This is a genomic window from Kocuria salsicia (assembly GCF_039532055.1).
Classification (GTDB): domain Bacteria; phylum Actinomycetota; class Actinomycetes; order Actinomycetales; family Micrococcaceae; genus Kocuria; species Kocuria salsicia.
The window spans coordinates 97,248-123,925 of record NZ_BAAARF010000010.1 but is presented as its reverse complement, the minus strand read 5'-3'; the positions used below and the strand labels follow the sequence as shown (position 1 = coordinate 123,925).

The window sequence follows — 26,678 nt, the reverse complement described above, 5'->3', positions numbered from 1 at the left end:
CCCCCATCGCATTTGTGATTGCAACCAGGTGTGATCGAACCGCGACCCCAGTCTTCTGCCGGGCGGTCAGGCCCGCACCAGGATGGCCAGGCACGCACGAGGGCGGCTCCGCCGCAGCGGGGCCGCCCTCGTGGGACCGTGCGGTGGGACCGTGACCTACTTGCGGGCCGCGAACTTCGAGCTATCCCAGGTCCAGTCCACGGTCTCTCCGGTGTCCGCATTGCTGTCGTTCTTGTCCCTGACGTGCTGGACGACCGTCGGCTCACCGGAGGAGGCGATCCTCACGTCCGCGTCCTGGAAGGGGTGCTGCGGGTCCTCGGCTCCCGGCAAGGTGCCGTGGGAGTCGAAGCCCCCGCCTGAGGGGCTGATGACCGTGACGCCCGAGTTGGAGGGGAAGTGCACGTTGCCGTACCTGTCCACGGGGTTCTTCTGGTCCACCTCCCAGAGCTGGTCCCCGATGGCCGGGCCGTTGCCGAAGGTGATCACCGAGGAGCTCTCGGGGAAGGACACGGAGCCCACCGGGTTGCCGTTCTGGTGGACGGCATAGCTGGCCCGCTTGCCCTGCGGTGCGGTGTCCGGGGTGGTGGTCAGCGTGCAGGTCACCACCTCCATGGGCCCGTACTCCGGCGGTCTGCCTGCCCTGCCCGCAGACCGCGAGCAGGGGGGGCGCCACAAGGGCAGTGGTCAGGGGCGGCGTTCGGGTGGAACGCATGTCGTTCACTTCTCCTGGACGAACGTGGTGTTCTCCCACGTCCAGTTCACGGTCCTGCCGGTCTCGGTGCCGTCCTTGTCCACGACCTTCTGCACCACCGTGGGCAACCCGGCGGCGTCGAGCTTCAGGCCCGCGTGGGAGAACGGGAACTTCGCGTCCTTGGCCGGAGGCATGGTGCCCTGGGAGTCGAAGCCCATCTCGGTGGGCGTCAGCACGGTCACGCCGGTGTCGTAGGAGATGTAGACGTTGCCGTACCGGTCCACGGGGTGTTCCTTGCCGACCTCCCACGTCTGTCCGGCCAGTGCCTTGCGGTCGGAGAAGTTGACCGCCTTGGTGCCCTCCGGGGAGGCGACGTAGCCCACCGCGTGGCCGTTCTGGTACACGGCGTAGCTCGGGACGCCCTCGGACGGGGCCGCGCCGCCCGAGGTGACGTGGAGGTACGTGACGATCTCGAGATCGCCGTACTTGGGGTGCTCCACCGGGATCCTCGAGGTCTCGGCCTCCGTGCCGGCCAGCGGGTCCGTCACCTCCGGCAGCGTGGTGCCCTCGCCGGCGGCAGCCTGCGTGCTGGCCTCACCGGTGGTCGTGGCCGCCGGGTCCGCGGTGCTCACCGCACTCGAGCCTGTCGCGGGTGCCTGCGAGCTCTGGGCCGATGCGGCCGTGCTCGCCGTCTGCCGCGTCTGTGCCGTCGTCTCGCCGGCCTCGGCAGTCTGGGAGGGCTGAGCGCTCTGTGCGCACCCCACCAGCAGCGGGGCGGCCACGGCCGCGGCGGTCAGGGTCAGGGTCTTCTTGGACTGCATCTCGATCACCTCTCGATGTGGGAGCCGTCTGTGCTCTGCAACACGCCCCACACTTCACGGGAGCCGTTTGCTAGTGCAACCCCCTGTGATCGAATTGTGATGGACGACGGCCCGCCACCCGGGGGTTCTGGGCGGCGGGCCGTCGGGGGAAACCTGTGCCGACCAGCTGTCATGCGGTCAGCGTCGAGCGGCAACTCTATGAATAGTCATAAAAACCCCTTCCGGACTTCTTGCCCAGCTCGCCGCGCTCCACCATGTCCCGCATGAGCTGTGGGGGCGTGAAGCGGGGTCCAAGCTCCTTCTCCAGGTACTCGGCGATGCCCAGGCGGACGTCCAGTCCCACAATGTCCGTGAGCGCCAGCGGACCCACCGGGTGCTTGTAGCCGAGCACCATGGCGTTGTCGATGTCCTCGGCGGAGGCCACACCCTCCTCGACCATGCGAATGGCCTCCAGGCCCAGGGCCACGCCCAGGCGGGACGAGGCGAACCCGGGGGCGTCCTTGACGGTCACGGGGGTCTTGCCGAGCCCCGCGACCCACTGCAGAGTGAGGTCCCGCAGCTCCTGCCCCGTGCGCTCGCCGATCACGATCTCCACGAGCTTGGAGGCGGGCACCGGGTTGAAGAAGTGCATGCCGCAGAAGCGCTCCGGGCGCTGCAGCTGCGCGGCGAGCCCGTCCACGGACAGCGAGGACGTGTTCGTGGCGAGCCAGGCGCCCTCGGACAGGTTCGCCTCGACCTCCCGGAGGGAGGAGACCTTGAGGTCCCAGATCTCCGGGACGGCCTCCACCACCAGCTCGCAGTTCGCAAAGTCCGCGTGGTCCACGCTGACGGCGAAGTTCTCGGCCCACACGTCCAGGTTGCCGTCGATCTTCCCGCGCTCGAGGGACTTGGCGAGGTCCGACTCCACGCGCTCCTTCGCGGCCTCCGCGGCCTGGGCGTCCACCTCCACCACGGTCACGTGTGCTCCGGAGACCAGGAACGCGTGGGCGATTCCCGCGCCCATGCGGCCGCCGCCCAGCACGCCGACAGTGGAGGGAACGGGTGACGTGGTGCTCTCGGTCATTTCTTGTGCTCCTTCTTGCGGTCCAGGAACGCCTGCATGCGGTCGAACTTTGCTTGGGACTCGAACAGGACGGCCTGCGCGAGCTCGTCCACGTGGGGGTGGGCCTCGCGCGGCATGGCGAAGACCCGCTTGGAGATCCGCACGGCCAGCGGATCCTGCGCGGCGATCCGGTCCGCGAGGGTGTCCGCGGCCGCCAGCAGCTCGGAGGGCTCGTGGATCTCCGTGATCAGCCGGGCCTCCAGGGCCTCCTGCGCGGAGAGGATGCGTCCGGCCATCAGGATGTCCTTGGCCAGGGCCTCACCGGCGAGCTCCTTGAGCCGCCACAGCGCACCGGCCGCGGCGATGATGCCGAGCCCGGTCTCGGGCTGGCCCACCTTCAGACGGGGCGTGCCGATGCGGAAGTCCGCTGCCCACGCGAGCTCCGCGCCGCCGCCCAGGGCGTAGCCGTCCAGGGCCGCGACCACGGGCATGGGCAGCTTGGCGATCCGGTCGAAGAGCTGCGAGTTCACCCCGCGCAGGGCATCCTCGCGGCGCCGCTCGCGCAGCTGGGCGATGTCCGCTCCGGAGGCGAAGATCCCCTTGCCCCTCACCTCGGTGCCGCTGAGCACCATGGTCTTCGGCTCGCGCTCCAGGTGGGCGCACACTGTGTGCAGCTCGTCCACCATGACCTCGTCGATGGCATTGCGCACTTCCGGGCGGTCCAGGGCCACGTGCAGCCGGTCCGGGCGCTCGGTGACCCGCAGGGCCGTGAAGTCAGCTGCCCAGCTGGGCGTCCGCCAGTTCTCGGGGGACGCCGGCGCGGCGGTGCCGTCCGCCCGGGAGTCGCGGGCGGCGTCGTCGTGGGTGGAGTTCGTGTCCGTCACGGCCGGATCACACCCGCTCAACGAGCAGGGCCGCGCCCTGGCCCACGCCGATGCACATGGTGGCCAGACCCCTGGCGGTGCGTTCGCGCTCCATGCGGCCCATGAGTGTGATGACGATGCGCGAGCCGGAGGAGCCGAGCGGGTGGCCCAGCGCGATCGCGCCGCCGTCCCGGTTGACGATCTCCGGGTCCAGGCCCAGGCGGCGGATGGAGCCGAGGGACTGCGTGGCGAAGGCCTCGTTGATCTCCACGGAGCCGAGATCGCCCACGTTCCACCCGCCCCGCTCCAGCACCTTCTGGGACGCCGGCACCGGGCCGAGGCCCATGATTTCCGGGGCGAGACCCACCGAGGCGCCGTCCACCACGCGCGCACGGGCGTTGAGACCGTACTTGGTCACGGCGCGCTCGCTCGCCACGATCACGGCCGAGGCGCCGTCGTTGAGGGAGGAGGAGTTGCCCGCGGTGACCACGGAGCCGCCCGCGACCACCGGGCGCAGCTTCGCGAGCACCTCGGTGGTGGTGCCCTCGCGGGGGCCCTCGTCCGTGTCCACCACAGTGACCGCACCCTTGCGGCCCTTCACCTCCACGGGGATGATCTCCTTCTCGAAGTGCCCGGCGCAGATCGCGGCCAGCGCCTTCTCGTGGGACTGTGCGGCGAAGGCGTCGGCGTCCTCGCGCGTGATGCCGTCCACGCGCGCCACCTCCTCCGCGGTCTCCGGCATGGAGTAGGTCATCTTGCCGTCGCGGGAGAGCGGACCGTCCAGGAAGGCGGGGTTGGTGAAGCGCCAGCCGATCGAGGTGTCGAACGCGTCCCCTGGCTTGGCGAAGGCGGTGGTCGGCTTGGCCATGACCCACGGCGCGCGGGACATGGACTCCACGCCGCCGGCCACCACGATCTCCGCGGCACCGGACTTCACCATCTGGGAGGCGATCGTGATTGCGGACATCCCGGATGCGCAGAGCCGGTTGACCGTGATGCCTGGGACGGAGTCCGGGTAGCCGTTGAGCAGCCACGCCATGCGGGCCACGTTGCGGTTCTCCTCGCCCGCGCCGTTCGCGTTGCCCAGGATCACTTCGTCCACCAGCGCGGGGTCGATCCCGGCCTCCCCCACCACGGAGCGGATGCACAGGGCGGCCATGTCGTCCGGGCGGACCGAGGACAGCGCGCCGCCGTAGCGGCCCACGGGTGTCCGGGCGCCCCCGACGAGGAAGGCTTGCGGCAGAGAGGACATGGCAACTCCTAGTTGGAAAGGATTACTGACCGATCGTTCACTGCTCAGGTTCCCCGATCGTGCGAGCCACGTCAATCGGTGACGCCCGCTCGGGGGAGACGGGAAGGCCCGGCATCCGTGGGGATGCCGGGCCGGTTCTCGGGTGGCGTCCCGCGGCCCTTCGTCGGGGGTCGCGGGACGGTGGACGCAGGGGCGCGTCAGTGCCGGGGGCGGCGTGCGGAGGTGGTCTCCGGCTCGCCGGCGACGGCGGGGACGCTCTCCCCGGGGTGCGCCTGGACGTACTCCTGGTGCACCTCCGCCACGTGCAGGTCCTTGCCCTGGTCCGACTTCTTCACGAAGCACACCGCGATGAACGACACCAGGGACAGCAGCGAGATGTAGACGCCGATGGTCCACGCCTGGCCGGTGCGGGCGAGCAGCAGCTCGGCAATCATGGGCGCGAACGCACCGCCGATGATCGAGCCCAGCGCGTAGCCGATCGAGACGCCCGAGTAGCGCACGCGGGCCGGGAACATCTCCGCGTACATGGCCGACTGCGGTCCGTAGGACGGGCCCAGGCCGATGGTCAGCACGAAGATCGCCAGAGCGAACAGCGGCAGGGACGCCGTGTTGAGCAGCCACCACATGGGGATGGCCCACACAATGATGATGCCGTAGCCGATCATGAACGTGCGCCTGCGTCCCACCTTGTCCGACATCCAGCCGCCCAGCATGGTGAAGATCAGCCAGCCGATGCCGCCCACCAGGGAGGCGACCAGGGTCTCCGGCCGGGACATGTGCAGGACCTTCGTGCCGTAGGAGGCGAAGAACGCGATCACCAGGTAGCCCGCGGCGTTGTTGCCGGCGAAGATCAGCGCGGCGAGCAGGACCTCGCGGGGGTTCTTGCGGAAGAGCTGGCCGAGGGGCGCGGAGGACTCCTTGGCGCGCTGCTGCATCTCCAGGAACACCGGGGACTCGTCCACCGAGCGGCGGATGAGCCAGCCCACGAAGATCAGCACGACGGAGAACAGGAACGGCACGCGCCAACCCCAGGACTCGAACTGCTGGGGCGTCAGCCCCGTGCTCAGGCCGAACATGAACAGGGTGGCCATGAGCATGCCGATCGGCACGCCGATCTGCGGGTACGCGCCGAAGAGTCCGCGCTTGTTCACGGGGGCGTGCTCCACGGACATCAGGGCCGCGCCGCCCCACTCACCGCCGGCGGAGAAGCCCTGCAGGATGCGCAGCAGCACCAGCAGGATCGGAGCGGCAATGCCGATCTTCTCGTAGGTGGGCAGCAAGCCGATCAACGTGGTGGCCGCGCCCATGCCGAACAGGGTCATCACAAGCGTGACCTTGCGGCCGAAGCGGTCGCCGATGTGCCCCGCCACGATCGCGCCCAGTGGGCGGAACAGGAAGCTGATGCCCAGGGAGGCCCACGAGACAACCTGCGCGAGCTGCGCGTTCTCCGCCCCGAGCGGGTTGAAGAAGTGCGCGGCCAGGATGAACGCGGCGGCCTGGGCATAGATGAAGAAGTCGTACCACTCGATGGTGGTGCCCACGAGCGTGCCCGCGAGGACCTTGCGCTCCTCGCGGCTCATGGTGTGGCCCTGCGCGGGCGCTGTGGTGGTTGATGCCATGGTGGATCTCCAGAATCTTCGGACGGACGTCCGTGGTGCCAGAGGCAGGGGCCTGAATGCAATAACCGACCGATTGGTCTTGAAACGGCAGTGTACGCATGCGTGTGAGCCCGGTCACGCATGTCGTGTATAGAATCGTATATGTTACGGCGTCGTCGCGAGGCTTCCCTGGCGGCACGTCACCTCCGCGCACCGGCACGGCCACGCCCGCGACGCCGCGGCAGAACGGGGTCACCACGCACCGCGGGCCCGGCACCCCGTGGAGGTGTCGGGCCCGCGTGACGGCGCGCGCGGCGTCGTCGTCGGTGCTGGAAGAGGCGGAAGGGCTCAGAAGAGGCGCTGCGAGGCGATCCGCGCGCCCTCCACGAGCGACCCGAGCTTCGCGAGCGCGATCTGCGGGTGCAAGCGCCCGCCCAGCCCGCAGTCCGTGGAGGCGATGACGTTCTCGCGGCCCACCACGGAGGCGTACTGCTCGATGCGCTGCGCCACGAGCTCCGGGTGCTCCACGCCGTTGGTCGAGTGGGAGACCATGCCGGGGTAGACCACCTTGCCCTCGGGCAGCGGGTGCTCTTCCCAGACCTTCCACTCGTGGCCGTGACGGGGGCTGGACGCCTCGAAGCTGTAGCCCTGCGCGTTGATGGTGAGCATGAGGTCCACGAGGTACTTCAGCTCCAGGTCCGTGGTGTGGGGCCCGTGCCACGAGCCCCAGCAGAGGTGGAAGCGGATCTGCTCCTGCGGCAGGTCGCGCAGGGCGTAGTTCAGGGCCTCGACGCGCAGCCGGGTGAAGTCCAGGTAGTCCTCCACCGTGGGCTCCGGGTTGATCTGGTCCCAGGACTCGGCGATCGAGGGGTCGTCGATCTGCACGGTCAGTCCGGCGTCCACGATGGCCTTGTACTCCTCGCGCATCACCTCCGCGCACGCGTAGACCAGTTCCTCGTCCGTGGCGTAGTACTCGTTCTTCACGCGTGCGCAGGAGCCGGGGGACAGTGCGGCGACGAAGCCCTGCGTGGCCCCGTTCAGTGCCATCGCGTCCTTCACGCGGCGGATGTCGCCGGCCACCGCCTCCTGACCCGTGTAGGTCAGCGGGCCCGTGATCTTGGGCTGCGAGACCGTGTTGCGGTGCGCCAGCACGCCCGCCGTGGGGTCCTCGTAGGCGTCCCGGAAGCGCTCGCGGTCGCGGCGGTCGGGGAAGCTCGTGAGCACGATGTGCCCCGGGCTGGAGCGGTGCTTCTCCGCGTCGTTCCAGCGGTCCTCGTCCGTGGGGGTCAGCCCGCCCAGGCGGTGGAACGAGTAGTTCCACCAGGCCCCGTAGTCCACCGCGCCGGACGTGGTGTGACCGTACTCGCCGTCGTTGACGATGTCGATGCCGATCTCGCGCTGGGTGCGCACGATCTCCTTGACCCCCTCGTCGAGCGCCTCGCCCAGCTGGGGGAGGTCGATCTCGCCCGCCTGGAAACGGTTGTTGGCCTCCAGCAGCTCGGGCGTGCGGGGCAGCGAGCCCACGTGGGTGGTCTGGAAGCGGTCGGTGTTGTGGGGCATGGGGTGGTGCGTCCTTTCCATCGGTTCTGGCATTAGCACCGGGCGCGCCCCGGTTGCTGCGGCTTCGACGAGCCAGATCTCTCGGCCGCTCTGGATGGTTGCCCCTCCATCCAACAGCACATGGAGGGGGACGGGCGAATCATGGCGTCTATCGTGGGGCGCACGACCCGACGGCGAAGGAGCCAGAGCATGTCCCCAGCACCCCTTGACGGCAAGAAGGCAATCGTGACGGGTGGTGCGAGCGGCATCGGTGCCGCAGCGGTCCGCGCCCTGGCACGCGACGGCGCCCACGTGGTGATCGCGGACATCGACTCCGACGCCGCACAGTGCCTCGCGGACGAGGTGGCCGGTGAGGCGTGGGTCGTGGACCTCACGGACACCGCCGCGCTCGCCGAGCTCACCCTGGACGTGGACGTGCTCGTCAACAACGCCGGGATCCAGAAGGTGGCGCCCATCCAGGACTTCGACCCCGCAGACTTCCACCGGATCCTCATGCTCATGCTCGAGGCCCCGTTCCTGCTGATTCGCGCAGCCCTGCCGCACATGTACGAGCGGGGCTGGGGGCGGGTGGTCAACGTCTCCTCGGTCCACGGACTGCGCGCGTCCGAATTCAAGTCCGCGTACGTGGCCGCGAAGCACGGCCTGGAGGGGCTCTCCAAGACCGTGGCGCTGGAGGGTGCCGCGCACGGTGTCACGAGCAACTGCGTGAACCCCAGCTACGTGCGCACCCCGCTGGTGGACCGCCAGATCGCGGACCAGGCGGCCGCCCATGGCATCGCGGAGGAGGAGGTCGTGGAGAAGATCATGCTCACCGAGGCCGCGGTCAAGCGGCTCGTGGAGCCCGAGGAGGTGGGCGAGCTGATCGCCTTCCTGGCCGGGCCCTCCGCGGGGATGATGACCGGTGCGTCCTACACGATGGACGGCGGCTGGACGGCTTCCTGAGCGGGTGACGACGCCGTCGCCCACGGCCGTCCGGGACGCAGCGCGGGACGGACTACGACGCCGCGCGGCCCGTGCGCAGTGCCGTGCTGAGCCGGTGGGCCTGCTCCAGCAGCGCGGTGCCCAGCTGGTGCTGCCGCGGTGGGCGGAAGCGGGACTCGATCCCCGTGAGGGACAGCGCGTAGCGGGGCTGGCCGGAGGCGTCGAAGACCGCCGCGGCCATGCCCCACGAGCCTTCCACGATCCGCCCCGGGTTCAGGGACCAGCCGTGTTCGCGAACGTGGGACACGAGATGACGGACGTGGGCGTCGTCGTGCTGGGGGCCGAGCTGACTGCGGCGCTCGCGGGTCGCGGCGAGCGCCGCCTCCAGCTGCTCGTCCGGGAGGTGGCCGAGGATTGCCAGACCTGCTGAGGCCACACCCAGGGGCAGTCGCAGGCCCTCGTGCAGGACGTGCGAGCGGACGGGGAACGAGCCCTCGGCGCGTTCGAGGCAGATCACCTCGTCCCCGCGGCGGGCTGAGAAGAACGCGGACTCGCCCGTGGCCTCCGCGAGGCGCCGCAGGTGCGGAGTGGCGAGGTCCTGCGCCGGGTAGCGCTGCGCGGCCACCGCCCCCAGGAGGGTCAGCTCGAAGCCGAGCGCCCAGGAGCCGGTCCCGTCCCGATCGAGCAGCCCCTCGTGGGCCAGCGCGGTGAGCAGGCGGTGGGCGGTGGGGCGGGTGAGTCCCGTGCTGCGGGCGATCTCGGCGGTGCCGGCCGTTCCCGCGGCGGCCACGGCCTGCAGCACCGCGGCGACCCGCCCAACCACCTGGGTGCCCGACGTCGCCGTGGCCCGCGACGAGGTCGACGGCGCCAGTTCCGCCCCGCCCGGCTGCTCCGCCGCTCCCGCCATCGCCGACTCCTCTGCCCGCCAGGTCCCGCTTGTCCACCATGTGGACGATCAACCGCCAGTTTTCCAGAATGTGGCTCGTTCCGCGACGCACCACGGATTTCTTTGACCAGGATGTGAACCCTTCCTAGGGTGAGAGGCAGATCACACGGAACAATCCGGAAAGGGCGGCCATGTCCAAACTCAGGGACGACGTCACCGGCCTGCTGGCCGAGACGCTGCGGGACGGCATGACCCTCGCGGTGGGAGGGTTCGGTCTCTCGGGCATTCCGCGGGACCTCATCGAGGCGGTGCGGGACAGCGGCGTCAAAGGCCTCACCGTGGTCTCCAACAACATGGGTGTGGACGGCAAGGGTCTCGGGCTGCTGCTCGAGAACCGGCAGGTCTCCAAGGTGCTCGCCTCCTACGTGGGGGAGAACAGGGAGTTTGCGCGCCAGTTCCTGGAGGGCGAGCTGGAGGTGGAGTTCACTCCGCAGGGCACCCTCGCGGAGCGGCTGCGCGCCGGTGGGGCAGGGATCCCCGCGTTCTACACGGCCACCGGGGTGGGCACCCCCGTGGCCGAGGGCAAGCCCACCGCCGAGTTCGACGGGCGCACCTACGTCCAGGAGCGCGGGATCGTGGCGGACGTGGCGCTCGTGCACGCCTGGCGCGGGGACACGGACGGCAACCTGGTCTACCGGCGCACCTCCCGCAACTTCAACCCGGTGTGCGCGGCCTCCGGGAAGGTCACGTTCGCGGAGGTCGAGGAGGTGCTGGCTCCCGGCGAGCTGGACCCGGACCACATCGTGACCCCCGGCGTGTACGTGCAGCACGTGGTGCGGTACTCCGGGGTGCCCAAGGAGATCGAGCAGCGCACCACGCGGCCGAGGCCCGAGGGCGACGTCGTGCGCGCGGCAGAGGACCGGCGCTCGCCGGAGAGCGGCGCGGAAGAACGGCCCACCGCGGGCCGCCGCACGGAAGGGGACGCGGCATGAGCTGGACGCGCGACGAGATGGCGGCCATCGCGGCGTCGGAACTGGCCGACGGCGACTACGTGAACCTGGGCATCGGCATCCCCACCCTGGTGGCGAACAACCTGCCGCCCGGGGTGAGCGTGGTGCTGCAGTCCGAGAACGGCGTGCTGGGCATGGGCCCGTTCCCGTACGAGGGGGACGAGGACCCGGACCTCATCAACGCCGGCAAGCAGACCATCACCCTGCAGCCGGGCGCGGCGATCTTCGACTCCGCCACGTCCTTCGGGATGATCCGCGGCGGGCACGTGAAGATGGCGATCCTGGGCGCCATGCAGGTCTCCGAGACGGGAGACCTGGCGAACTGGATGATTCCCGGCAAGATGGTCAAGGGCATGGGCGGCGCCATGGACCTCGTGGCCGGGACGCCGCGCGTGCTGGTGCTCACCGAGCACGTGGCCAAGGACGGCTCCGCGAAGCTCAAGCACGAGTGCGACCTCCCGCTCACCGGTGTGGGCGTGGTGGACCGCATCATCACGGACCTGTGCGTGTTCGACGTCGAGGACGCCGGACTCGTGCTGCGCACCCTGGCCCCAGGGGTGAGCGAAGCAGAAGTGGCCGAGAAGACCGAAGCGAACTACCGGGTGGATCTGGTGGACGTCACCCCCGATTCCGTACCCGTTCAGGAGGAACAGTGACCGAGAACGCCAACGACATCGTGATCGTCAACGGGGCCCGCACCCCGCAGGGAAAGCTGCTCGGGGCGCTCGCGTCCCAGAGCGCCGTCGACCTGGGAGCCCACGCCATCAAGCACGCGCTGCAGCGCGCCGGGGTGGCACCGGAGGACGTGGACCACGTCTACATGGGCAACGTGGTGCAGGCGGGCAACGGGCAGAACCCGGCGAAGCAGGCCGCCGTGGCCGCCGGGCTGCCCATGAACGTGCCCGCCATGAGCCTCAACAAGGTGTGCCTGTCCGGGCTGGTGGCCGTGACCGAGGGTGCCCGGATGATCCGCGCGGGCGAGGCGGACGTGGTGGTGGCCGGTGGCATGGAGTCCATGACCAACGCACCCCACCTGGCGCTGGGTGCCCGCAAGGGGAAGTCCTACGGGGACATGACCCTCGCCGATTCCCTGGCCCACGACGGCCTGGTGGACTCTGCACTGGGCGTGGCCATGGGTGAGCTGACGGAGACGGGCAACACGGAACGGCACATCGGGCGCCAGGAGCAGGACGAGGTGGCGGCGCGCAGCCACCAGCTCGCGGGCAGGGCCCAGCAGGACGGCGTGTTCGCGGTGGAGATCGCACCGATCGAGATCCCCCAGCGCAAGGGTGACCCCGTGACCGTCTCGGAGGACCAGGGCGTCCGTCCCGAGTCCACGGCGGAGGGGCTCGGCAAGCTGCGCCCCGCGTTCACCAAGGACGGCACGATCACCGCGGGCAACTCGTCCCCCATCTCCGACGGTGCCGCGGCCGTGGTACTGACCACCCGCGGCTACGCGGAGAAGCACGGCCTGGAGTGGCTCGCGGTGGTGGGCAAGCCGGGGCAGGTGGCCGGCCCGGACACGTCCCTGCACTCCCAGCCCTCGCACGCGATCGAGCACGCGCTCTCCCGTTCCGGCTGGGACGTCTCGGAGCTGGACTTCATCGAGATCAACGAGGCCTTCGCGGCGGTGTCCATGCAGTCCGTGAAGGACCTCGGCGTGGACATGGACAGGGTGAACATCCACGGAGGCGCGATCGCACTGGGCCACCCCATCGGTGCCTCCGGCGCACGGCTCGCGCTGCACGCGGCCATGGAGCTCGCCCGCCGCGGCTCCGGCAAGGCTGCCGTGTCCCTGTGCGGCGGCGGCGGGCAGGGCGAGGCCCTGCTGCTGAGCCGCTGAGCCACCCAGCACGCATCAGCCCATCGTGACAAGGGGAGTCGGTCCGCCGGCTCCCCTCGCCGCACCCGCGAGGCTCCTGTCCGCCCCGAGTGTCCCCGCCGGGGGCCGGGACCTACCCGCCCGTGACCGCCGAGTCCAGCTCTCGCGCCACCGGGCTGTGGGTACTAGCCCGGCACGCGTCGTCGGCGCCTACCCGTCAACCCTCCTCAACGAAGAAGAGGCCCGCCATGAGCTCCCCCGACCGTTCCTCAACTCCTGCGGCGACCGCCGACCCCGTGCTTGCCCGGGCCATAAAGCCCGTGAACTACGTGGTGGAGCGGTTCATCCCCTCCGCGCTGATCTTCGCGATCGTCCTGACACTGGTGGTTGCGGTCATGGCACTGGTCCTGACCGACTCCGGCCCAGTGACCGTTGTCATGGGGTGGGGGACGGGACTTTCGGGGCTGCTGGAGTTCATGACCCAGATGGCGCTGGTGCTGCTGCTCGGCCACGCCCTGGCGAGCACTCGGCCGGTTCGGGCGCTTCTCGCACGACTCGCCGGCATCCCGCGGTCGCCGCTTGCGGCCTACGTGTTCGTGTTCGTGATCGCTGCGGTGGCGTCACTGATCACATGGGGCTTCGGCCTGGTGGTCGGCGGTCTGCTCGCGCGCGAGGTCGCCGCCGAGTTCTCGCGCCGCGGCAGGCCGGTGAGCTTCCCCATGCTCGTGGCCTCCGGCTTCTCCGGCTTCGTGGTGTGGCACATGGGCTACTCGGGCTCGGGGCCGCTGACCGCGGCAACTCCCGGCTCGTTCATCGAGAAGCAGGTGGGCCACGTCATCCCCATCTCGCAGACCACGTTCTCGTGGTGGAACATCACGGCTACGGTGGCCACCGTGGTGCTCGTCGCCTTCGCCCTGTGGCTCGTGGCGCCTCGGGCCGTGCCCGCGAGTCACGCGGTGACCGCAGACGCGCTCGCCGAGTCCGACCAGCGCATTGCCACCCCCGAGGTGGAAGTGCCCGCCGACCGCCTCGACGCCTCACGCATCCCCACCCTGCTCGTGGGCCTCGCCATGGTGGCCTACCTGGTCATCCACTTCACCGGCGGCGGCACCGTGACCCTGAACATTGTGAACTGGATGTTCCTGGCGCTGATCTTCCTGCTCTCCCGCAACGCGTTCGAGGTCATGGCGCTCGTCAAGAACGCTGCATCCAACGTGGGAGACATCCTGCTGCAGTTCCCGCTCTACGCCGGGATCATGGGAATCATGACGGCCAGTGGGCTCATCCAGGTCCTCTCGGACTCCATCGTGGCGGTCGCCTCCCCCCAGACCCTCGGCTTCCTGGCCTTTCTCTCCGCGGGCCTCGTGAACTTCTTCGTGCCCTCCGGCGGTGGACAGGTGGCCATCCAGGCGCCCATCCTCCTCGACGCCGCCGCCCGCCTGGGCGTGGACCCCTCCGTGATCATCATGTCCGTGGCGTACGGCGACCAGTGGACCAACATGATCCAGCCCTTCTGGGCCCTGCCCCTGCTGGCGATCGCCGGGCTGAAGATCCGGGACATCCTCGGCTACACCACCGTGGTGCTGGTGGTCTCCGGGGTGGTCTTCGGGGCGACCATGCTGATCGTGGGCGCGGGGGTCTGACGACGACGCCGCACGGTCCCGTGCCGCGCGTGGGTGGCGGGGAGCGACGTCGTCCGCGGTCTCACCGGACCATGCGGACCTCGCGCAGGTCCTCCAGCCCGGGATCGGTCAACGAGGCGCTGTCCGCCCGGAACCCGTTGCGCTCGTAGAAGCGGATGGCGCGTGGATTGGCCTCCGCGACCCACAGCTGCGCGGGCTCCCCGCCGAGAACGGCGTCGAGCAGGGCCTGTCCCGCGCCCGTGCCGTGGTGCTCGCGGAGCACATAGAGCAGGTGCAGGGCGTGCTCGCGGGCGGGGTCGTCTTCACGGGGCTGCCCAGTGCCCGCGAAACCGATGATCGCCTCGCCCACCACGGCCACCCTAACCCGTACACGGCGGGACGGTTCTGCGAGCATCCGGGTCCACGTCTCCTCCCGACGGCGCAAGGCGTCGTCGTCGAAGAACCGCTCCGGCACGAGCCCGGTGTACGTTTCCCGCCACGACTGCGTGTGCACTCTCGCGATCCCCGGGGCGTCTTCGGGGACGGGTGTACGCACGGTGAAGGGGGTGCCGGTGGTCATGCAGACATTCTGGCCGCCGCCCGCACCGGCTGACACCCCCGGACGGCGGACCCGGCGGTGGAGAGGAGCGCGCACGCGTTCCCACCACCTGCAACAACGGAGCAAGTGCAGTTCCGGGGTCGCAGTTCTGCGTTTGCTCCGTAGTTGCAGGGGCGCCCCGTCTGGACCGGCGGCTTCAGCGAGAGCGGTGGCCCCGGCAGGCTCACTGAAGCCCCCTCCCGCCTCCTGCATTAACAGAGCAAGTGCGGTTTTGCGGCCGCAATTCGGCATCTGCTCAGTTGTTGCAGGGGTGCGGGCGGTGGAGGGGGGCGACGACGCCGCTACGCCAGGATCGCGCGCACGCCCGCCTCGAACTCGGCGGCCATCGTGGCGGTGGGGAGGTCCATCGACTCGCGGGTCTGCTGCGCGGTCACGGATCCCAGGGTGAAGCGGACCAGGGTGAGCGCGGCCGTCTCGGCCGGGGCGGGGTCCATGCCCGCGCGGGTCAGCGCCGCGGTGAGCAGGGGTGTGGGCTGCATGCCCGAGGGATTTAGCGCGTGAGCCACGCTCACCACGTCCGCGCCGTCTCGCACGGCGAGCACCGCGGAACGGAACCGGGCGATGAGGAGGGTGGCGTCGTCGTCGGCGACTGCCGGGGAAGTGCCCGCGGGAGAGGCTCCTGTGGTGGGAGCGCCTGTGGAGGAGGTGCTCAGCGGGGCGACCATGCGCTGCGCGAGGACTGCCAGCAGCTCCTGCTTGTTCGCCACGTGCCAGTACAGCGCGCCGGGCTGCACGCCCAGCTCGCGGGCGAGGCGGCGCATCGAGAGGTCCCCTAGCCCGTAGGTCTGCAGGATGTGCCACGCGGCCTCCACCACCTGGTCGCGGTCCAGTGCCACGGCGTCCCTCCCTGCTCTCGTGCCCGAGTACGGGCCCCGCGGAAACTCTACCGAGCGGGCGGGGTGGCCCGCGCTGGCGGGGGTGGGGCGCGACGTCGTCGTGGCCCGGACGGCGGCAGGGCGGCGGCCACCCGTGGGCCGCGTCCCGCAATGATGGCCCGGAGAATTGACAATCCTGAACACCGTTCAATAATTGAACAATGTTCAAGAACCCTGCCGAGCTGGCCGAGCGCGTCCTCGCCGGCGACCCCGTGACCCCGGACGAAGCCCTCGCGCTGCTGCACACCGACGACCCCGGCATGCTGGACCTCGTGGCCGCCGCCGCCCGGCTGCGCCGCGAGAACTTCGGGATGACCGTGAAGGTGAACTACCTGGTCAACCTGAAGTCCGGGCTGTGCGCCGAGGACTGCGGCTACTGCTCCCAGCGGCTGAACGCCGGGACAGACATCCTCAAGTACTCGTGGCTGAGCCCCGAAAAGGCGGTGGAGCAGGCCGAGTACGGCATCCGCGGTGGTGCGAGCCGCGTGTGCCTCGTGGCGAGCGGTCGCGGCCCGTCCAACCGCGAGGTGGGCAACGTGACCCGCACGGTCGAGGCGCTGAAGGAGCAGCACCCGGACGTGGAGGTCTGCGCGTGCCTCGGCCTGCTCAAGGACGGCCAGGCGGAAACGCTCAGCGGCGCCGGTGTGGACGCCTACAACCACAACCTCAACACCGCCGAGTCCAACTACGAGTCCATCTGCTCCACCCACACCTACCAGGACCGCGTGGACACCGTGGAGCGCGCGAAGGACGCCGGGCTCTCCCCGTGCTCCGGGCTGATCGTGGGCATGCGGGAGACGGACGAGCAGCTCGTTGAGGCGCTCTTCGCCCTGCGGGACCTGGGCTCGGACTCCGTGCCGGTGAACTTCCTCATGCCCTTCGACGGCACGCCCCTGGCAGGCACGTGGCAGCTGAGCCCGCAGAAGTGCCTGAAGATCCTCTCCGTGGTGCGCTTCGTGTGCCCGGATAAGGAGATCCGCATGGCCGGCGGCCGCGAGATGCACCTGCGCTCCCTGCAGCCCCTCGCCCTGCACGTGGTCAACTCCCTCTTCCTGGGCGACTACCTCACCTCCGAAGGGCAGGCGGCAAAAGCGGACCTGGACATGGTTGCCGACGCCGGATTCACCGTCCTCGGCGCGGGTCCGTTGAGGGAGCACGACGACACGGTGCCCGCCGACACCTCGAACGGTGCGGCACCCGAGCAGGCCGCGGCGGGCCAGGCAGGTTCGACGGGCCCCGCGACCACGCCCTGCGGGTCCACGTGCGGAACCGGTGGACCTGCCGGTTCCGATGCCGCCTCGGGCGGCCGTCCGGACCCCTCCGACCCGGTCTCTTCCGGTCAGGGCGACGACGCCGCGGTGCCCTCCGCCGCCCCGGGCCCGGTTCCGACCCCGCCAGCTGCCCCCGCCCCCGTGTCTGCGGCGCTCGCCGCCCTGCTGAGCTCGGGCGAGGGGCCCGAGCGCGACGAGGACGACACCCGGGTGAGGATCGAGCTGAGCCCGACCGTGCGGCGTCGTGGGGCCGGCACCTCGGTGGCGCCGAATGCCTGAACCGGCACCGCAGATCACGCACGACACCGCGCCCGCCGAGAGCAGCGGGGAAGCTTCTTGCCCCACCGCGGGTGCCGTGGCAGATACGGCAGAACAGGGTGACGACGCCGCGCAGCCCACCCGCCTCGCCGCTCGTGACCGCGGGCTGCTCTGGCACCCCTACGCACCGCTGGACGGACCCGCACCCCACGCGGTGCTGGCCGCGGAGGGCGTGACCCTGACCCTGGAGACCCCGGAGGGGGACCGGATCCGGGCGATCGATGGCATGGCCTCGTGGTGGTGCGCCGTGCACGGCTACCGCAACCCGGAGCTGGACCGCGCCGCCGTGGACCAGATCACCGAGTTCTCCCACGTGATGTTCGGGGGGCTCACGCACCGCCCAGCCGTAGAACTCGCGGAGCTGCTGGTGGAGGTCACCCCGCCCGAGCTGCAGCACGTGTTCTTCGCAGACTCGGGTTCCGTGAGCGTGGAGGTCGCGCTGAAGCTCGCGGTGCAGTACCAGGCGGCCCGCGGGCGGCCGGAGCGCCGTCGCATCCTGACCGTGCGCGGCGGCTACCACGGGGACACCACTGGCGCCATGAGCGTGTGCGACCCCGAGGGCGGAATGCACGCCGAATTCTCCGGGCTGGTGGCGGAGCAGATGTTCGTGGCACCGCCTCCCGCGGCGCACCCCCGGCGTAGGTCCGCGTACGAGGATCCCGAGGGGTTGCGGTCCCCGGAGAACCTCGGTGCGGCGGCCTCGGACACCGCTGGTTTCGTGCCTTCCGGGGACACCGAGGGGCCAGGTGGGAGCGGCGCGCAGGGTGCGGGAGCGCCGTCGTCGTCCGGGGCCGTGGACTGGGACGCCGACGACGCCGCCGTTGAGGCGTGGATCGCGGACGTGCGCAACGTCGCCCGCGCCCACCGGGACGAGCTCGCCGGGATCATCGTGGAACCCGTGCTGCAGGGCGCGGGCGGGATGCGCACGTACGACCCGCGGTGCCTGCGGGTGCTGCGAGAGCTGGCGGACGAGCTGGACCTGGTGTTCGTCGTGGACGAGATCGCCACGGGCTTCGGCCGCACCGGGAAGTGGTTCGCCAGTGAGTGGGCGGACGTGGTCCCGGACGTGATGTGCGTGGGCAAGGCGCTGACCGGCGGATACATGTCCCTGGCGGCGGTGCTCGTGTCCGAGGCCGTGGGAGCGGTCATCACGGCGTCGGAGCAGCGCGCGCTGATGCACGGGCCCACGTTCATGGCGAACCCGCTCGCGTGCGCCGTGGCCCTGCAGTCCGTGCGGATGCTGCGGGACTCCTGGTGGGCGAACGTCTCCCGGATCGAGGAGACCCTGCGGGAGATCCTGCCCGTGGCGGCGGAGCTGCGCGTCGTGAAGGACGTGCGGGTCATCGGCGCCGTGGGGGTCGTGGAGTTCCACGAGGCCCCGGACCCGGAGCTGCTCACCCGCGCGGCTCTGGAACAGGAGGTGTGGTTCCGCCCGTTCGGACGCCTGCTCTACACCATGCCCCCGTACGTCTGCACGGACGAGGAGGTCCGCACCATCGCCTACGCCCTGCTGCGGGCCGCGCAGGAAGTGGAGCTGACGGGCGGGGGATGGGCATGACGGTCGGTCCCCTTGACGACTGGCTCCGCGCTCGCGGCGAGCAGCGCGCGGAGGCGGGACTGCGACGTCGGCTGCGGACGCCGCCCCGGGCGTGCGTGGACCTGGCCTCGAACGACTACCTGGGGCTCTCCCGGGACCCGCGCGTGGTGGCCGCCGCCCAGCACGCGCTGGGGGAGCACGGCACAGGCTCTCGGGCCTCCCGGCTGGTGACCGGAACCCTGGGGGTCCACGAGGTGCTGGAGCGCGAACTGTGCGAGCTCACTGACCAGCCCGTCGCGCTCGCGTTCTCCAGCGGGTACGCCGCGAACACCGGGGTGCTGACGGCGCTGGGGGACGCGGACACGCTGATCGTCTCGGACGCCCACGCGCACGCGTCCCTGGTGGACGGGGCACGGCTGTCCCAGTCGCCGGTGCGGATCGCGCGGCACTCGGACGTCGCGCACGTGGCGCAGCTGCTGGCGGAGCGCGCGGAGGCGCGCGCCGTCGTGGTCGTGGAGTCCGTGTACTCGGTGTGGGGCGACCACGCGCCGCTCGCGGAGCTGGCCGCGCTCTGCCGCGCCGAGAACGCGCTGCTGCTCGTGGACGAGGCGCACGGGATCGGGGTAGCGGGCGGCGGCCGGGGGCTCGTGCACGAGCTTGGTCTTGCGGGATCGCCGCACGTGGCCGTGACCATGACGCTGTCCAAGGCGCTCGGCGCGCAGGGCGGCGCGGTGCTCGGGTCCGAGGCGCTGCGCGAGCACCTGGTGAACACGGCGCGCCCGTTCATCTTCGACACCGCCCTCGCGCCCGCCTCTGCCGCTGCGGCCACGGAGGCCGCGCGGATCGTGCGGGCGCACCCCGAACTGGTGGAGACCCTGCACGAGCGGGCGCGGTTCGTGGCCTCCGCGCTGGGCACCCCGCCGGCCCGCGCGGCGGTGCAGTCCCTCCCGGTGGCCTCCGCGGAGTCGGCCGTGCGGGCAGCGGAGGTGATCCGTTCCCGGGGCGTGGTGGTGGGGTGCTTCCGCCCGCCCTCGGTCCCGGACGGCATCAGTCGCCTGCGCATCACGGCTCCCGCGGACATGGAACTACACGTTCTGGCCCGGGCGTTGGACACCGTCCGGGACGTGGTGGGGGACGAACCGCAGGGCGTGTGAGGGGCCGCTCACCCTGCGGAGGAACTGCCCGCCGCCGCGTCAGCCACGTCCAGCGCACGTGGCCGCACTGCTTTCACTCTGACAGGAGAGACCATGACCACCAATCCCCTGGGCGACCGCGTCGCCTCCCTGGGCCACGCCGTCGTCGTGACGGGAACCGACACGGACGTGGGCAAGACGTACGCCACGGCGGCGCTCACGGTCTCCGGGTGGAACGTGGGCCGGCGGCGGATCGCGGTCTACAAGCCGCAGCAGACCGGGATGCGGGGCGGGGAACCGGGGGACGTTGACGACGTCGCCCGGCTGGCTCGCGCCGCCGGCGTGCCTTCCGAGGCACTCACCACCGCCGAGGGCCAGCGTCTCACCGAGCCGATGGCCCCGCCTCCCGCGGCGGCGATCGACGGGGTGGAGCTGCTCCCGCTCTCGGAGCACGTGATGAAAATTGTGGAATTACAAGAATCCCACGACCTCGTGATCGTGGAGGGCAGCGGGGGTGTGCTCGTGGAGCTGGACGGGGACCGGCGCACGATTGCGGACCTGGCAGTGGCGTTGCAGGAGGCTTGTGGGGAGCCAGGCGGGGCGGCCCAAACGGGCCGAGCGGCGGCCGAAACCAGCGGCCAGTTGAGTTCTCCCGAGACGTCCGAGCCCGTGAACGCGGTGGAACGTGACGGGGGGACGGTGAGCACTGTGCTGGTGGCGCGCCCGGACCTCGGGACGCTGAACCACACGCTGCTGAGTCTGGAGGCGCTGCTGCACCGCGGCGTCGAGGTGGCCGGGGTGGTGCTGGGCAGCTGGCCCGCCGACCCCGACCGCCTGGCGACCTCCAACAGGGAGTACCTCGCGGACCTGCCACCCGTCGCGGGCCGACGCGTTCCCCTCCTGGGCGCGGTTCCGCGTGGTTGGGGCGGGGCCGCATAGGAGCGGACGGGCGAAAAGAGGGGGACCGCCGTCGTCGTCCTAGCCACTCCGCCCACCCGAGCAGGCACCGGCTGCAAAAACTGAGCAAGTGCAGATCCGGGGCCCCAAAACTGCACTAGCGGAGCAAATGCAGGCCCGGCGGCGCAGGTGTGCACTAGCGGAGCAAACGCAGCAGGGCGGGCAGGGCCAACGGCGGAGCGGGGTCAGCGGCCCGCCACCAGCGCGTCGTAGAGGTGCTCGAAGCGCTCGTGGACTCCCCGGTAGTAGCCCTGCGTCTGCTCGCGGGGCTCGTAGGTGCCCGCCGGCTTCGGGTGGGAGCGCTCCACGTCCGGGGCGAGGGACTCCAGCATGAGCAGCGCGTTGCCGCGGCACGTGGAGCGCTTGATCGTCTGGTGGATCACCGGCTTGCCCAGGTAGTCGCCGAGGATCTGCAGCCAGGACGGCAGCTCCTGCGTGACCCGCCCGGCCGCCACGATCCGCTCCACGCTGTGGGCTGCGGCCTCCAACTCGTCGGAGACCCTGCGGTAGGACCCGGCGATCCCCTCGAGCATCCCGCGGGCCATGGCGGGTGCGTCCGTGGCGGCGGAGACGTCCGAGAACACCGCCCGCGCGCTGCCGGCCCAGCCCGTGGAGCGCTCTCCGGTGAGGAAAGGAAGTACCCCGGGGGTGTCGGTGGAAACGGGAAGGGCGGCGATGTCGTTCAGCACGGCGTCGTCCAGGGAGAGCGTGTCGATCAGCCAGCTCACGGCCCGGCCGACGTCGTTGAGGGCCCCGCCCAGCAGGCACCGCGAGTCGTCGATCCGGTAGCACCACAGACCCGCGGGGATCTCCTGCGGCTGGTGGTGCAGCAGCACGCGCATCGCCCCGGAGGTCGCGGCGGAGACCACGATGGTGTCCTCGCCTGCACCGCCCACGCCCAGGTTGGCGCACAGTCCGTCCGCGACCGGCGCGAACCAGTTTGCCTCCGAGAGCCCTCGCCACCGCTGCACGCGGGAGGGGTCCACGTCCCGCAGCGGCTCGTGCGGATCGAGCACGGGGGACAGCACGTCCTCGGTGATCCCGGCCGCCTTGAGCATCCGCCGGTCCCAGTTGCCGGAGCGCCGGTTGAGCAGCCCGGTCCACGCGGCGGTCGCGGTGCCGGCGGCGGTGGTCCCGAGCAGCCGCAGCCACACGTACTCGCCGATGCTCAGCCAGCGCTCGGCCGCAGCGAACTGCTCGGGCCGGGTCTCGCGCAGCCACCGGAAGCGCGGCGCCAGGTAGCTGGTGTGCAGCCGCGCGCCCATCTTCTGCTGCACGTCCCGCTCGTCCAGCTCCTCGCGCAGCTCCGCGAGCTGGGGTGCGCAGCGGGAGTCCCCGTAGGTGAAGCACTCGGTCACGGCGTCCCCGTTGGCATCCACGCCCACCAGGGAGGACGCGAACGAGTCGAGCCCGACGCCGCGCACCCGCCCCGCGAGCTCCTCCCGGTCGCACACGCGGTCCAGGATCTCGGCGATCTCCCCGGCCACCTGGTCCGGGTCGATCACGGAGGTGCCGTCCGCGCCCGTGGTGAAGGCGTGCGGGATCTTGTGGCGGTAGCCGCGCACGAGGGTCCCGGCGGCGTCGTGCAGGGAGCCTCGCGTGGCGGTGGAGCCGATGTCCAGCGTCATCACCAGCGGGTCCTGCGCCTGGGCCAGGTCCACCGCGAAGTCCGTGGAGTCGTCCCGGTGGGGCGTGTGCCTGTGCTTGCTCATGTCTCTCCTGCTCCTTCGCGGGGTGGCGCGTGACGTCCGCCCAGTCTAGGGACGGCCTCCGTCACGCGGCTCGGCGGACCGGCAATGGCGGGCAGGCGGGACGGCCCGACGGCGCACGGCGGGGCAGGTGGGCCCGCCCCGGTCCGCGCTGGGTATCGACGCCGCGCGGCGGGTTCGTGGGTCGGGCGCCGGCAGGGCGCGGGCCAGGGCGTCAGCGGAGCTGCAGGCCGGCGACGGTACGGCTGACCAGGCGACGGCGGGCAGGGAACCGGGCGACGCGGCGTCGTCGTCACCGGGCGCAAGATGCTGTCCGCCATGTGAGACCGGTGCCCGGCATGTGAACAGCGGCGGGGGCCGCGCGTATTCTGGGTGGAATGCGTTCTGCCGGGGCGCGGCACCCATGACCCGCCCGTCCCGGCCCAGACAAGGGGAAGGCAAGACAGTGCCGCAGCTGCGTTCAGCGACGTCCACCACCGGCCGCAACATGGCGGGAGCGCGTGCCCTCTGGCGCGCCACCGGTATGGGCAGCGAGGACTTCGGCAAGCCCATCATCGCCATCGCGAACTCGTTCACCCAGTTCGTGCCGGGCCACGTGCACCTGAAGAACATGGGGGACCTCGTGGCCTCCGCGGTCCGCGAGGCGGGCGGCGTCGCCAAGGAGTTCAACACCATCGCGGTGGACGACGGCATCGCCATGGGCCACGATGGCATGCTCTACTCGCTGCCGTCCCGCGACATCATCGCGGACTCCGTGGAGTACATGGTCAACGCGCACTGCGCGGACGCGCTCGTGTGCATCTCCAACTGCGACAAGATCACCCCGGGCATGCTCATGGCGGCGCTGCGGCTGAACATCCCGGTGGTGTTCGTCTCCGGCGGCCCCATGGAGTCCGGTGAGGGCGTGGAGGGCGTGGTGGAGCACCGCGTGGACCTGGTGGATGCCATGTCCCTGGCCGTGGACGAGTCGGTCACGGACGCGCAGCTCGCCCAGATCGAGGAGAACGCGTGCCCCACGTGCGGCTCGTGCTCCGGGATGTTCACGGCGAACTCGATGAACTGCCTGACCGAGGCGCTGGGACTGTCCCTGCCCGGCAACGGCACCACGCTGGCCACCCACGTCAACCGCAAGCGGCTGTTCCTGGAGGCCGGTCGCCGTGCGGTGGAGTCCGCCAAGAGGTACTACGAGCAGGACGACGAGTCCGTGCTGCCCCGCAGCATCGCCACGAAGGCCGCGTTCGAGAACGCCATGGCTCTGGACATCGCGATGGGCGGCTCCACCAACACCGTGCTGCACATCCTCGCCGCCGCGCAGGAGGCGGAGGTGGACTTCAACCTCTCGGACATCGACGCACTCTCCCGCCAGGTCCCGTGCCTGGCCAAGGTGGCGCCGAACTCCACGACGTTCCACATCGAGCACGTGCACCGCGCCGGCGGCATCCCCGCGATCCTGGGGGAGCTGCGCCGCGGCGGGCTGCTGAACGAGGACGTCCACACCGTGCACTCGCAGACCATGGGCGAGTGGCTGGACGAGTGGGACATCCGCTCGGGCAAGGCATCCGACGCCGCCAAGGAGTTCTTCCTGGCGGCACCGGGCGGCGTGCGCACCACCCAGGCGTTCTCGCAGGCCAACGAGTACGAGGACCACGACGTGGACGCCGCTGGGGGCTGCATCCGCTCCGTGGAGCACGCCTACACGAAGGAGGGCGGGCTGTGCGTACTCTTCGGCAACATCGCCGAGGACGGCGCCGTCATCAAGACGGCGGGCATCGACCCGGAGCTGTTCCACTTCGTGGGCAGGGCGTTCGTGGTGGAGTCCCAGGACGAGGCCGTGCACGAGATCCTCTCCAAGAACGTGAAGGAGGGGGACATCGTGGTGATCGCGTACGAGGGCCCCAAGGGAGGCCCCGGCATGCAGGAGATGCTCTACCCCACGAGCTACCTCAAGGGCCTGGGGCTGGGCAAGAAGTGCGCGCTGATCACGGACGGCCGCTTCTCCGGCGGCACCTCCGGGATCTCGATCGGCCACATCTCCCCGGAGGCCGCCGCGGGCGGCGCGGTGGGCCTGATCCAGCACGGTGACGAGATCGAGATCGACGTGGAGAACCGCGTGCTGCGCGTCAACGTGGACGACGCCGAGCTGGCCCGCCGTCGCCAGGAGAAGGGTGAGGCGCCCTGGAAGCCCACCAGGCCGCGCGAGCGCAAGGTCTCCAAGGCCCTGCGCGCGTACGCATCGATGGTGACGTCCGCGGACAAGGGCGCGGTGCGGGTGGTCGAGGACTGAGCCGACGGCGACGTCGCTCTGCCGGACTCCACGGGGGCGCTCACCGGGGCCGCGTGCCCGGGTGAGCGCCCCTGCGGCGTGTACGCGTGCGTTGCGTGCCGTGACGCGGTGAGCGGCGTGGCACCGGGTGTGGTCCGCGCGACGCCGTAGGCTCACCAGGAGCGGAGCAGCACGTCCCCACGGCGTGTCTCGGGTTTCTGGAAGGAGACGGTGTGATGGCCACACATGGACGGGACGCGGCGCGGGAACTGCCCGCAGCACGGCAGTTCCAGGAGGAGGCCTCCGGTTTCCGGAAGGGCCTGGGGCAGCGGCAGCTGCAGATGATCGCGATCGGCAGCGCGATCGGCACGGGACTGTTCCTGGGTGCCGGCGGCCGCCTCCGGGAGGCCGGGCCGTCCCTGTTCGTGCTCTACGCGGTCTGCGGGTTCTTCGGCTACCTCATCCTCCGTGCGCTGGGGGAGCTGGTGGTGCACCGGCCGTCGTCGGGCTCCTTCGTCTCCTACTGCCGCGAGTTCTTCGGGGAGAAGGCCGCGTTCGTCTCCGGGTGGCTCTACTGGCTGAACTGGGCGATGACGGCGGTCGCGGACGCCACGGCCATCGCCATCTACATCGCGTGGTTCGGGCAGTACAGCGAGTTCATCGCGGGGATCCCGCAGTGGGCGCTGGCCCTGGTGGTCGTGGTGCTCGTGCTGGCGCTGAACCTGGTCTCGGTGAAGATCTTCGGGGAGCTCGAGTTCTGGTTCGCCCTGGTCAAGGTGCTCGCACTGCTGGTGTTCCTGGTGATCGGCACGCTCTTCGTGGTCTTCGGGACCCCCACCGGCTCGCAGGTGGGTTTCTCGCTCATCACCGAGAACGGGGGCCTGCTGCCCACGGGCGTGCTGCCCGCGCTGATCGTGGTGCAGGGTGTGGTGTTCGCGTACGCGGGCATCGAACTGGTGGGCACCACCTCGGGCGAGACGCGGGACGCCGAGCGCGTCATCCCGCGCGCCATCAACCTGGTGATCCTGCGGATCGCCGTTTTCTACGTGGGCTCCGTGCTGCTGCTGTGCCTGCTGCTGCCCTACACCGCGTACAGCGCCACGGAGAGCCCGTTCGTCACGTTCTTCGAGTCGATCGACGTGGCTGCGGCGGCCCCTCTGATGCAGCTCGTGGTGATCACGGCCGCGCTGTCCTCGCTCAACGCCGGGCTCTACTCGACCGGGCGGATCGTGCACTCGATGGCCATGGCCGGCTCCGCGCCGCGATTCGCGGGGAGGCTGACGGCGTCCGGGGTGCCCTACGGTGGGATCCTGCTGACCGCCGTCGTCGCCCTGCTGGGGGTGGGCCTGAACCTGGTGGTGCCGGAGGAGGCCTTCGAGATCGTGCTGAACCTGGCCGCCCTCGGGACCATGGCCGGGTGGGCGGCCATCACGATGTCCCACATGAAGTTCGTCGCCCTGGCCAAGCGCGGGCTCTACCACCGGCCGCCGTACCGCGCGCCGCTGTCCCCGTTCACGGACTGGCTCACGCTCGCGTTCCTGGCCGGGGTGCTCGTGCTCATGGCCGTGGACTACCCGGTGGGCACGTGGACGCTTGTCTCCTCGCTCGCTCTCGTCCCGTGCCTGGTGCTCGGGTGGTACCTGGTGCGCGGGCGGGTCCACGAGATCGCCCAGCAGCGCCAGGGCTTCACGGGCGCCTTCCCCGTGGTGGCGGGCCCGGGGCCGATCCCCGGCCGCCGTGACGAGCGACCGTAGCGCACGACGTCGCCGGGGCGGGTTTCACGGGTGCCCGTCGGGCGGTGCGGCTCCGTCACAGCCCGCCGCTCCCGGGGCTGATCCCGGGCAACCCGCCGGGGATGCACTACTGTGTCCTCAATCGGTGCCGCAGCGTGCCGCTCATCCTTCCCGG

Annotated in this window: 22 protein-coding genes and 1 riboswitch; of the genes, 11 read left to right on the top strand and 11 right to left on the bottom strand. The window is 70.8% G+C overall.

What is annotated here, in order from left to right:
- Positions 1-156 precede the first annotated feature (156 nt).
- The 7 genes from ABD264_RS09645 to ABD264_RS09615 form a co-directional block, all read right to left on the bottom strand.
- Complete coding sequence (locus tag ABD264_RS09645; RefSeq protein ID WP_344205773.1) at positions 157-612, bottom strand: hypothetical protein; 456 nt, start codon at positions 610-612, stop codon at positions 157-159.
- Between the two features lie 105 nt (positions 613-717).
- On the bottom strand, positions 718-1,512 hold the full coding sequence (locus ABD264_RS09640; protein ID WP_145012123.1) for a hypothetical protein: 795 nt from the start codon (positions 1,510-1,512) through the stop codon (positions 718-720).
- Between the two features lie 196 nt (positions 1,513-1,708).
- On the bottom strand, positions 1,709-2,575 hold the full coding sequence (locus tag ABD264_RS09635; RefSeq protein WP_303104764.1) for a 3-hydroxyacyl-CoA dehydrogenase family protein: 867 nt from the start codon (positions 2,573-2,575) through the stop codon (positions 1,709-1,711).
- Complete coding sequence (locus ABD264_RS09630; protein WP_295107944.1) at positions 2,572-3,438, bottom strand: enoyl-CoA hydratase/isomerase family protein; 867 nt, start codon at positions 3,436-3,438, stop codon at positions 2,572-2,574. The genes ABD264_RS09635 and ABD264_RS09630 overlap by 4 nt, the downstream gene beginning before the upstream one ends.
- Before the next feature lie 7 nt (positions 3,439-3,445).
- Entirely contained in the window at positions 3,446-4,669 is a 1,224-nt protein-coding gene (locus ABD264_RS09625; RefSeq protein WP_344205771.1) for a thiolase family protein, read from the bottom strand.
- A 197-nt stretch (positions 4,670-4,866) separates the two neighbouring features.
- Positions 4,867-6,288 carry an MFS transporter gene (locus ABD264_RS09620; RefSeq protein WP_344205769.1) on the bottom strand — a complete coding sequence of 474 codons (1,422 nt, stop codon included), beginning with the start codon at positions 6,286-6,288 and terminating at the stop codon, positions 4,867-4,869.
- A 327-nt stretch (positions 6,289-6,615) separates the two neighbouring features.
- On the bottom strand, positions 6,616-7,827 hold the full coding sequence (locus ABD264_RS09615; protein WP_344205767.1) for a cobalamin-independent methionine synthase II family protein: 1,212 nt from the start codon (positions 7,825-7,827) through the stop codon (positions 6,616-6,618).
- A 14-nt stretch (positions 7,828-7,841) separates the two neighbouring features.
- Positions 7,842-7,928, bottom strand: a riboswitch (SAM riboswitch).
- A gap of 88 nt (positions 7,929-8,016) precedes the next feature.
- On the opposite strand from ABD264_RS09615, the gene ABD264_RS09610 reads away from it, so the two are divergent.
- Positions 8,017-8,769 carry a 3-hydroxybutyrate dehydrogenase gene (locus ABD264_RS09610; RefSeq protein WP_344205765.1) on the top strand — a complete coding sequence of 251 codons (753 nt, stop codon included), beginning with the start codon at positions 8,017-8,019 and terminating at the stop codon, positions 8,767-8,769.
- 52 nt (positions 8,770-8,821) lie between these two features.
- Here ABD264_RS09610 and ABD264_RS09605 read toward each other — a convergent pair whose 3' ends face one another.
- Positions 8,822-9,655, bottom strand: a complete 834-nt coding sequence (locus tag ABD264_RS09605) for an IclR family transcriptional regulator (RefSeq protein WP_344205763.1) — start codon at positions 9,653-9,655, stop codon at positions 8,822-8,824.
- A gap of 170 nt (positions 9,656-9,825) precedes the next feature.
- On the opposite strand from ABD264_RS09605, the gene ABD264_RS09600 reads away from it, so the two are divergent.
- The 4 genes from ABD264_RS09600 to ABD264_RS09585 all read left to right on the top strand — a co-directional run bounded on the left by ABD264_RS09600 (position 9,826) and on the right by ABD264_RS09585 (position 14,109).
- Positions 9,826-10,626, top strand: a complete 801-nt coding sequence (locus tag ABD264_RS09600) for a CoA transferase subunit A (RefSeq protein ID WP_303104754.1) — start codon at positions 9,826-9,828, stop codon at positions 10,624-10,626.
- On the top strand, positions 10,623-11,300 hold the full coding sequence (locus ABD264_RS09595; protein ID WP_055084258.1) for a CoA transferase subunit B: 678 nt from the start codon (positions 10,623-10,625) through the stop codon (positions 11,298-11,300). The genes ABD264_RS09600 and ABD264_RS09595 overlap by 4 nt, the downstream gene beginning before the upstream one ends.
- Positions 11,297-12,487: an acetyl-CoA C-acetyltransferase gene (locus ABD264_RS09590; RefSeq protein ID WP_344205758.1), complete on the top strand. Its 1,191-nt coding sequence runs from the start codon at positions 11,297-11,299 to the stop codon at positions 12,485-12,487. Before ABD264_RS09595 ends, ABD264_RS09590 begins: the two co-directional genes overlap by 4 nt.
- A gap of 227 nt (positions 12,488-12,714) precedes the next feature.
- Positions 12,715-14,109, top strand: a complete 1,395-nt coding sequence (locus tag ABD264_RS09585) for a short-chain fatty acid transporter (RefSeq protein ID WP_344205756.1) — start codon at positions 12,715-12,717, stop codon at positions 14,107-14,109.
- A gap of 61 nt (positions 14,110-14,170) precedes the next feature.
- Here the strand turns inward: ABD264_RS09585 and ABD264_RS09580 are convergent, their stop codons facing one another.
- Positions 14,171-14,668 (bottom strand): GNAT family N-acetyltransferase, encoded by a 498-nt coding sequence (locus ABD264_RS09580; protein ID WP_145012103.1) that lies wholly within the window; start codon positions 14,666-14,668, stop codon positions 14,171-14,173.
- A 320-nt stretch (positions 14,669-14,988) separates the two neighbouring features.
- Entirely contained in the window at positions 14,989-15,543 is a 555-nt protein-coding gene (locus ABD264_RS09575; protein ID WP_145012102.1) for a TetR family transcriptional regulator, read from the bottom strand.
- Between the two features lie 200 nt (positions 15,544-15,743).
- Here ABD264_RS09575 and bioB point away from each other — a divergent pair, with 200 nt between their 5' ends.
- From bioB to bioD, 4 genes are all read left to right on the top strand, one after another.
- On the top strand, positions 15,744-17,132 hold the full coding sequence (bioB, locus tag ABD264_RS09570) for a biotin synthase BioB (RefSeq protein WP_344205754.1): 1,389 nt from the start codon (positions 15,744-15,746) through the stop codon (positions 17,130-17,132).
- On the top strand, positions 17,125-18,729 hold the full coding sequence (locus ABD264_RS09565) for an aspartate aminotransferase family protein (protein ID WP_344205752.1): 1,605 nt from the start codon (positions 17,125-17,127) through the stop codon (positions 18,727-18,729). Before bioB ends, ABD264_RS09565 begins: the two co-directional genes overlap by 8 nt.
- Positions 18,726-19,862 (top strand): aminotransferase class I/II-fold pyridoxal phosphate-dependent enzyme, encoded by a 1,137-nt coding sequence (locus ABD264_RS09560; protein ID WP_186320706.1) that lies wholly within the window; start codon positions 18,726-18,728, stop codon positions 19,860-19,862. The genes ABD264_RS09565 and ABD264_RS09560 overlap by 4 nt, the downstream gene beginning before the upstream one ends.
- A gap of 93 nt (positions 19,863-19,955) precedes the next feature.
- Positions 19,956-20,780, top strand: a complete 825-nt coding sequence (bioD, locus tag ABD264_RS09555) for an ATP-dependent dethiobiotin synthetase BioD (RefSeq protein ID WP_344205747.1) — start codon at positions 19,956-19,958, stop codon at positions 20,778-20,780.
- Positions 20,781-20,983: 203 nt separating this feature from the next.
- Here the strand turns inward: bioD and ABD264_RS09550 are convergent, their stop codons facing one another.
- On the bottom strand, positions 20,984-22,510 hold the full coding sequence (locus ABD264_RS09550) for a gluconokinase (protein ID WP_344205745.1): 1,527 nt from the start codon (positions 22,508-22,510) through the stop codon (positions 20,984-20,986).
- 442 nt (positions 22,511-22,952) lie between these two features.
- On the opposite strand from ABD264_RS09550, the gene ilvD reads away from it, so the two are divergent.
- Positions 22,953-24,791: a dihydroxy-acid dehydratase gene (gene ilvD, locus ABD264_RS09545; RefSeq protein WP_344205744.1), complete on the top strand. Its 1,839-nt coding sequence runs from the start codon at positions 22,953-22,955 to the stop codon at positions 24,789-24,791.
- Between the two features lie 215 nt (positions 24,792-25,006).
- Positions 25,007-26,524, top strand: coding sequence for an amino acid permease (locus tag ABD264_RS09540; RefSeq protein WP_290499939.1), 1,518 nt, complete (start codon positions 25,007-25,009; stop codon positions 26,522-26,524).
- The last annotated feature ends 154 nt before the right edge of the window (positions 26,525-26,678 follow it).